The organism is Vibrio sp. Y2-5 (assembly GCF_014596725.1).
Lineage (GTDB): Bacteria > Pseudomonadota > Gammaproteobacteria > Enterobacterales > Vibrionaceae > Vibrio.
This window is the reverse complement of record NZ_JACVEG010000065.1, coordinates 1-764: the sequence shown is the minus strand read 5'-3', so window position 1 is coordinate 764 and position 764 is coordinate 1. Positions and strand designations below refer to the sequence as shown.

Annotated in this window: 1 protein-coding gene; it reads left to right on the top strand. The window is 30.9% G+C overall.

Annotation, left to right across the window (positions count from 1 at the left end; all coding sequences use genetic code 11):
* Nucleotides 1-237 (top strand): helix-turn-helix transcriptional regulator (locus HUO09_RS21920; protein ID WP_223159545.1); only part of this gene is annotated, 237 nt, incomplete at its 5' end.
* Nucleotides 238-764 lie beyond the last annotated feature (527 nt).

Below are 764 nucleotides of genomic sequence, written 5' to 3'. Positions count from 1 at the left end.
GTAAGAAGAATGAAGTTAGTAAATAACATTCGTATGATTATGGCCCAAAAAAATATAGATAATATTGCGGAGTTAATAAGGATAACTGGTGTGAGTCGTAATTCTATTAATAAGCTTTGGCATAATGAAAGTGTGTCGTCTTTAAGATTAGATACTTTAATAGCGATCTGTGAGAAGTTAGATGTTAAATTATCGGACTTAATTGAATATATTCCAGGTGACATTGAGTCAAAATAATTTAGGGGATTTTATGTACTTGGATAGTTTTTGTATGCTAAAGGTATAGTTGGCTAATGGTATTTTGTGGTGCTATATGGCGCACTTCAACTTCTTTTGTTAACGCATGAGTATGTTTTGAATTAGGGATATGGAATTGTAGACTTGCTAGGTGCGTCAACACCTTGGAAGATGAGAGGTACTGGCATACTTCGTGATTTTGTTGAACTATATTTATAATCATAGTAGTGCTGTTAAATGAAATGGTGGTAATGATGATTATTAAAAAGAGTCCTATTTTCAGGGCTTTTTTTTATGTTTTTTGTTTATTGAACAAGATAGAGCATTTTTTGAAAAGCGAATTGTTTATTGTTATGTTAAGCTAAATTTAACTTGGTATGTGAGATTTAAAAAAAATGGTTAAAAGCTATTTGTAGGTGATCAAATTTACCAAAAAAAAGAGAAGTTACTATATTGTACAAGGGTAATGGACAAGTGTGTAGCGATGAGGATTGAAAGCTGTATATAGTCCAATTGTTTATGTTTTA